This is a genomic window from Azospirillum sp. B506 (assembly GCF_000333595.1).
Classification (GTDB): Bacteria; Pseudomonadota; Alphaproteobacteria; order Azospirillales; family Azospirillaceae; genus Azospirillum.
The window spans coordinates 1-7,011 of sequence record NZ_BADK01000436.1 but is presented as its reverse complement, the minus strand read 5'-3'; the positions used below and the strand labels follow the sequence as shown (position 1 = coordinate 7,011).

Here is a 7,011-nt window from a genome sequence, read left to right as displayed (position 1 = left end):
ATCACGCGCTGCTCGATATAGCGGAGCGCGTTGACGACCTTGCTGGTGCGCTGGCCGGTCAGATCCTGGAAGGAGCAGGCGGTGAAGATGTCGTTCACCTGGGTGTCGATCTCGCCGCACATCGCGGGATCGGCGCCGCTGGCCCGCAGCTTGCCCGCCAGATCCATCAGCCGCTCCGCGGCGTTCAGGATCTCGAAGGACGCGCGTTCGGTCGAGATGACGATGGCGTCCAGCTCGTTGGTGGCGGACAGAATCTTGTCGCCGGAGCCGTCGGGGGGCCGCAGCGCCGCCACTTCCCGCCTCGCCTGCTCGATCGAGGCGGCCATTTCCATCAGTTCGCGGCGCAGGACACCGACATGCTTGCCGGCCTCAACCGCCTCGTTCTGCCGGCTCCAGGAGTCACGGAACTCCTGCAGCATGGCGCGCACTTCCTCCGTCGCGGCCCCAAGGGACCGCCGGTGGAGCCGCCGCAGGAACGCCCTGCCCTTCGCCGACCGGGCGATGGCGTCCTCGATCTGCTCGAACTCTTCATCGGACAGCTGCGGAAGCTGCTCCAAACCGTCCACTCCCCAAACTGGATTCGCCGGCAGCACCGGTGAGCCGGGCGTCTGAACCGGACGTCGGACGGCGTCTGCCGCCCTTCCGCCCGAACCTGACCGCGCGACCCCGATCACCTGGGCCGGATCGACCGCCCCACCCTCTGAAAGAACCGGAAGATCAGCCGCCGATGACGGCCTGGATCTTCTGCTTCAGCGTGTCGGCGTTGAAGGGCTTGACGATGTAGTTGTTCACGCCGGCCTGCTTGGCGGCGATGACGTTCTCGGTCTTGCTTTCCGCGGTGACCATGATGAAGGGCGTCGCCGCCAGCTTGGCATCCGCACGGATTTCCTTCAGGAGCTGCAAGCCGGTCATCGGCTCCATGTTCCAGTCGGAGATGATGAGGCCGAACTTGCTCTCACGCAGCTTCGCCAGCGCCGACACGCCGTCGCCGGCCTCGTCGATGTCGGTGTAGCCGATCTGGGTCAACAGGTTCCGCACGATGCGCCGCATGGTGGCGTAATCATCGACGACGAGGATCTTCATCTAGACGTCTCCGCAATAATCCGTTGCCGGTGTCTGACCGGCCGTTACGCCCACCCGGCGCGGGGGCTGCGCCGTAATCCGGGAAGTGATGCCGACTGTAGTGCCCTAACTGCCGCCAAAAGTCATCCCCTTGGGTCACACTGCAGCAGCTGGGTAAAGAACGTGTTACCACGGACAGCATCATCTTGCGGAATCAGGGGTGTTCCCACCCCCGCCCCCAAAATGATACACCCGCTCCCCCTGGCTCACAGGGGGGCTGTCGCCCGCGCCAGCCAGCGGCGGGGTGCCTCGTCCAGCAGCGGCGACAGCGACTCGCGCACCCGCGTATGATAGGCGTCGATCCAGGCTGCCTCGGCATCGTCCAGCAGCGCCCGCTCGATCAGCGTCCGGTCGATGGGCACCAGGGTCAGCGGCTCGAACTCCAGGACCGGGCGTTCCGCCCCCGACAGTTCGCCTGTTCCTTCGCCGTCCGGCTCCACCGGCCGGACGACGATCAGGTTCTCGATGCGGATGCCGTAGGCGCCGGTCTTGTAGTAGCCGGGCTCGTTGGACAAGATCATGCCCGGCTGCAAGGCCACCGCATTGCCCACCTTCGAAACCCGCTGCGGCCCTTCATGCACCGACAGGAAGCTGCCGACGCCGTGGCCGGTGCCATGGTCATAGTCCAGCCCGGCCCGCCACAGCGGCAGCCGCGCCAGCACGTCCAGCTGCGACCCCGTGGTGCCGCGCGGGAAGCGCACGGAGGACAGCGCGATATGGCCCTTCAGCACACGGGTGAAGCGGTCGCACATCTCCGCCGCCATCGCCGGATCGGGATCGCCGACCGCCAGCGTGCGGGTGACGTCGGTGGTGCCGTCCAGATACTGCGCGCCGCTGTCCAGGAGGAACAGGCTGCCCGGCTCCAGCCGGCGGTCGGTCTCCGGGGTGACGCGGTAATGGACGATGGCGCCGTTCGGTCCGGCCCCGGCGATGGTGTCGAAGCTGACGCCGCGGAACCGCTCATTCTCCCGCCGGCAGGCCAGCAGCCGCTCCACCACCGCCAGTTCGGTCAGCGTGCCCGTCGGCGCCTCTTCCGAGAACCAGTGCAGGAAGCGGACGAGGGCGGCGCCGTCGCGGACATGGGCGGCGCGGGTGCCGGCCAGCTCCGCCGCGTTCTTGCAGGCCTTGGGCAAGGCGCAGGGGTCGGCGTCGCGTTCCACCCTGGCGCCGGCCAGATGCAGGCGGTCGACGATCCAGGCCGAGGTGCAGGCCGGATCGGCCAGCACACGGGCGGAACCGCGGGCGGCGGCGTCCAGCGCCGGCCCGAACTCCTCCACCGGCCGCACCCGCACCTGGTTGCCCAGATGGGCGCGGGCCTGCGGCGCCAGCTTGCGCGGGTCGAGGAACAGCTCCACCGACGCATCGGCGGACAGGATGGCGAAGGACAGCGGCAGCGGGGTGCAGGGCACATCGGCGCCGCGGATGTTCAGCAGCCAGGCGATGCTGTCCGGCTGGGTCAGCACGGCGGCGGCGATGCCCTTCTGCCCCAGCTCGTCGGCCAGCCGGGCCCGCTTGTCGGCGGAGCTTTCGCCGGCGAAGGCCTCATCCTGCGGCACGGCGGGGGTCAGCGGGGCCGGCGGCTGGTCCTGCCATACCGAATCGAGCGGGTTGTCCTCGCAGGCCACCAGCAGGATGCCGGCGCGTTCCAGCGTGGCACGGGTCTTCTCCACCCAGCCGATGGTGTGCAGCCAGGGATCGAAGCCGAAGCGGCCGCCTTCGGGCAGCGCCGTGACGATCCAGTCGGTCAGCGGATCCTCGACCAGATGCTTGTACTCGTAGAGATCCGCCGGCACCTCGCTGCGGACCTGGAGGGTGTAGCGGCCGTCGACGAAGATCGCGGCGTGCCGGGCGGTAACCACCGCGTTGCCGGCGGACCCGGTGAAGCCGGTCAGCCAGCCCAGACGCTGCGCGCGCGGCGGCACATACTCGCCCTGATGCTCATCGCCGCGCGGCACGATGAAGCCGTCGAGATCGCGACGCTTCAACGCGGCACGCAGATCGGCCAGCCGCTGGGCCGGGCCGGGCCTGACCGTCGGCGCCTCCACGGCCAGCAGCGCCTTCAGTGCCTGAAGCTGTTCGGCCAGGGCCGGCGGGAGGGTCTCGCCCACCAGCACCATCCAGGCGTCGGGTTCCTCCCCCTCCGGCGCCGCCAGCACGCCGGCCAGCAGCGCGCGGACATCGGCGGGAGACCGGCCGGTCCCGGCCTCGGTCAACAGGGTCGCAAGGGCGTCGTCGCCACGATAGGCAGCGGAGGGAATCGCGCTGGGCACGGAACCTGTTCCTCGGAAGAGTGAATCCTGTGGACACAGGCTAGGCACCCCGCCGGCCGGGCGCAAGCGGCGGGGTGGTGATTATGCCGGTTGGAGGGCCGGTTGGGGTGGGTACCGGCCAACCGAAGCCGCCTTCAGACCGGCAGCCCCGCATCGTCCGGCAGCCCCAGCCGGGCCAGCACGCGCTTGCGGGCCTCGCCGCGCTCCACATCGGAAATATGCAGCAACCCGCCGATCCGCCGCAGCAGGCTCGATTCCAGATCGTTCAGCACGCCGTCGGCGTAAGCGACCTCCCACAGCATCTCGATGATCCAGAGGCGCTGGCCGGGTGGGCAGCGGTCCATGATGACGCTGACATAGCGGAGATAGGGCGAGACGTCCTCGGTGTCGAACACCGCGGCGGACAGCAGGTCCTGCGCCTCTTCCTCGCTCAGCTTGAAGTGGCGGCGGGCGACCGACAGGATGCGGTCGCGCTCTGCCTCGGAAATGGTGTCGTCGGTGCGCGCGGCCTCGACCATCAGGGCGGCGGCAGCGGCCTGCAGGGCGTCCTCGCCCGGCTCGGCGCCGTCGTCATCGCCTGCGAACAAGGACCGGATGCGGTTCAGCATGGTGGCTCCCCAGGTGACTGTCGAAACATCGTCCCCAGGGGAAGTCGCAACCCGGCCCTTTGGTTTCAACGCTTCACCACAAGAGTGGTCCATTCCCCGACCGGGATGCGCGCGACCAGCCGCAGGCCCTGGTTGCGGTGGGCCTGGATGACATGGCGCTCCTGCCGGTTCAGCAGGCCGGCCAGCACGGCATAGCCGCCCTTCTTCAGGTGGCGGCGCAGTTGCGGGGCCATCCGCGACAGCGGGCGGGCCAGGATGTTGGCGGTGATCAACGTGTACGGCTTGTGCCGCCCGACGATACGGGTGTGGTAGCCGTCGCCGCCCTGGGCGCGGATCATGCCCTTCTGTCCGTTCAGCACCGCGTTGATGCGGGTGACGCGCACCGCCTCCGGGTCGATGTCGACGGCGGTCACCGGCACGCGCCAGCGCTTGGCCACCGCCAATGCCAGGATGCCGGAGCCGCAGCCCATGTCCAGCGCGCCGCGCCGGCCGCCACGCGGCAGCTTCAGATGGCGCGACAGCCGGTCGAGCGCCTGGAGGCAGCCGTTGGTCGATCCATGCTCCCCCGTGCCGAAGGCGGTGGCGGCATCGACCAGCAGCGGGATGCTGCCCGCCGGCACGATGCCCTCATGGTGGGAGCCATGCACGAAGAAGCGCCCGGCGCGAATCGGCGGGAAGCCCTGGTAGCTGTGCGACACCCAGTCGATCGGCGGCAGGTTCTCGATCGCCAGCCGCGGCTCCTCGATGCCCAGGGCCTTGGCCAGCACGGCGACGCGGGACTGCAGCCGCGCCTCGTCCGGTGCGCCATACAGGGTCGCCTCGACCAGCCAGTCGCCGCCTTCCTCCAGTTCGAAGGTCGACACCGCATCGGCATGGTCGCCCACCGCCTCGGCGAAGGCGGGCACATGGGCTTCGGGAACGACCAGCGCAATGCGCCAGAGCGGGGTTTGCGACATGACAGGGGCTTTCCGACGACGACGCGAGAACAGAAGCGGCGTTTTTAGCATCAAGCCGGAAAGAGACCAAGGATTCCGGAGGCGGCAGGGCCTCGATGGCGAGGGGCTGGGGAAAACCCCTACCGCCCGCTCAGCCGGTCGGCGATGTCATGCATGCCTTGGGCGCGCAGCACCGACTGGCGGTGGCGCAGCAGCCGGCGCTCCAGCGCCTTCTCCATCGCCGCGCCACCGAACAGCGCGCCGTCCGCCCCCTTCAGCCGGTCGGCAAGGTCACGGGTCAGCACCGCTTCCACCTTGGCGTCGCGGCGGTCGAGCGGCTGGTCCCCGGCGATGCTCTGGCGCAGGCGCTCCTGCAGGACGGTGCGGCTCTGCGGCGCCCACCCCTGCCAGGCGAGGCGGCAGACCCGGCGCAGCGGGGCGGCCATCGGCGCCAGCGCCGGATCCTGATCGCGGTCGAACAGGGCATCGGCCAGGACGCAGAGCCCGGCATAAAGGCTGGGCTGCGCCCCCAGCAGCTCCTTCATCGTGTCGGCCGAGCCCATGATGTCGGCGACCACCCCATCGAGCAGGGCCAGATGGCGCGGTTCGGCCTCATCGCCCATCATCGCCAGCAGCAGATCCAGCTTTCCGGCCAGCGTCCCGCCGGCCTCCAGATGCTGGGACAGCAGCAGCAGGAACAGGGCGTCATGGCCGTCCGGCCCCACCGCCTCGTCGATCAGGCGGCTGGTGCCCGGCAGGTCGGCGGCATCGAAGCGCGGCAGCCGGCGCCGTTCGGCCAGCATGTCGCGGGCCGCGCCGCTGACCGCCTCCACCAGCTGGCGCAGCTCGCGGGCGCGGGCGGCATGGGAAACGCCATGGAGGTCGGCATGGTGGCGGGCGACGGCGTGGATGGCGGCGCCCAACAGCGCTCCCTGCTCCTCCAGCCGGCGGAACAGTGGCCAGGAATGCAGCAGCTCGGTCGGGGTGATGCGCTGGGCATCGAGATAGGGGCGCAGCAGCCGGCCGATCACCACCCGGCTCTCGAAGCCGCGGAGGTCGTCGGGCGTGCGGCAGATGGGCGCACCCTCCGCGGTGCCGCCCAGGGTCAGGCCCTTGCGCTGGGTCTGGGGAACGGTCTTGTGCAGGATCACGGTTTCCAGCGACAGGCCGGCGACGGTGCGGAACTTCACCACCTTCGCCTCCTCCACACCGGAGGCCGCCAGCTGCGAGCGGGCGGCCGACAGTGCGGATTCCTGATCGGTATAGGCCCCCTCGATGCGCCAACGGCCCTCACGGCGGCTCTGCACCTCGTAACTGACGCTGCCCGTTCCGAACACGGCGGATGGCCTCCGGCTCCGTTGCAATGATGCAATCTTGGGCGGCAACGGCCGCTGCGGCTGTGACGGCCGTCACAGTGCGGCAACCCGTCAGCCCCCCTCGCCCACCGGGAGGCCTTTCCGATTCAGCCCGCCTTGTCGGCGGGCACGCCTTTTGCTTCAGCCCGCCTTGTCGGCGGGCACGACGAAGCTGTCCATCACCTTCTTGCTGCCGGAATGGTCGAAGTCGATCTCCAGCTTGTCCTCCGACACGCCGACGACAGTGCCGTAGCCGAACTTCTGGTGGAAAACCCGCGCCCCCCTGGCGAAGGGGGCCTCGGGCCGGGACCGCGGCGCCACCGCATAGGCGCCCTGGTCCAGCGTGATGGTCTTGGGTGCCGGCGCCTGCCGGGTCGAGCCGCGGAACTGGAAACCGCCGGCTCCGCCCCCGCCCCCGCCATAGCCTCCGAACCCACCGCCGAAACTCCCGCGGCCGCCGCTGCCCGCGAACAGGCCGTTGGCCGCCTCGGCCTCGACATTGTCCTGCGGGATCTCGTCGACGAAGCGGGACGGCAGGGCGCTGACCCAATTGCCGTAAAGCCGGCGGTTGGCGGCATGGCTGACATAGGCGCGGCGGCGCGCCCGGGTCAGGCCGACATAGGCCAGACGCCGCTCTTCCTCCAGCCCGGCGATCCCGGTCTCGTCGAGCGCGCGCTGGTTGGGGAACACGCCCTCCTCCCAGCCGGGCAGGAAGACATGT

Annotated in this window: 6 protein-coding genes and 1 pseudogene; all 7 read right to left on the bottom strand. The window is 69.9% G+C overall.

Going from position 1 to position 7,011, the window contains the following annotated elements; genetic code table 11:
- A pseudogene (locus tag I71_RS13340) lies at positions 1-566 on the bottom strand (hypothetical protein); the annotation flags it as partial.
- 151 nt (positions 567-717) lie between these two features.
- A complete protein-coding gene (locus I71_RS13335; RefSeq protein ID WP_012974572.1) occupies positions 718-1,083 on the bottom strand; it encodes a chemotaxis response regulator CheY in 366 nt (121 codons plus the stop codon).
- 245 nt (positions 1,084-1,328) lie between these two features.
- Positions 1,329-3,392 carry a M24 family metallopeptidase gene (locus I71_RS13330; RefSeq protein WP_049976099.1) on the bottom strand — a complete coding sequence of 688 codons (2,064 nt, stop codon included), beginning with the start codon at positions 3,390-3,392 and terminating at the stop codon, positions 1,329-1,331.
- Between the two features lie 134 nt (positions 3,393-3,526).
- The gene (locus I71_RS13325; RefSeq protein WP_042695343.1) at positions 3,527-4,000 is read right to left on the bottom strand and encodes a TerB family tellurite resistance protein; all 474 of its coding nucleotides are present in this window, start codon (positions 3,998-4,000) and stop codon (positions 3,527-3,529) included.
- A 65-nt stretch (positions 4,001-4,065) separates the two neighbouring features.
- Entirely contained in the window at positions 4,066-4,956 is an 891-nt protein-coding gene (locus I71_RS13320) for a 50S ribosomal protein L11 methyltransferase (protein WP_042695342.1), read from the bottom strand.
- 119 nt (positions 4,957-5,075) lie between these two features.
- The gene (locus I71_RS13315) at positions 5,076-6,272 is read right to left on the bottom strand and encodes a hypothetical protein (RefSeq protein ID WP_042695341.1); all 1,197 of its coding nucleotides are present in this window, start codon (positions 6,270-6,272) and stop codon (positions 5,076-5,078) included.
- Positions 6,273-6,431: 159 nt separating this feature from the next.
- Positions 6,432-7,011, bottom strand: a 580-nt coding sequence (locus I71_RS13310) for a 3'-5' exonuclease (protein ID WP_042695340.1), incomplete at its 5' end; no start/stop codon positions are given.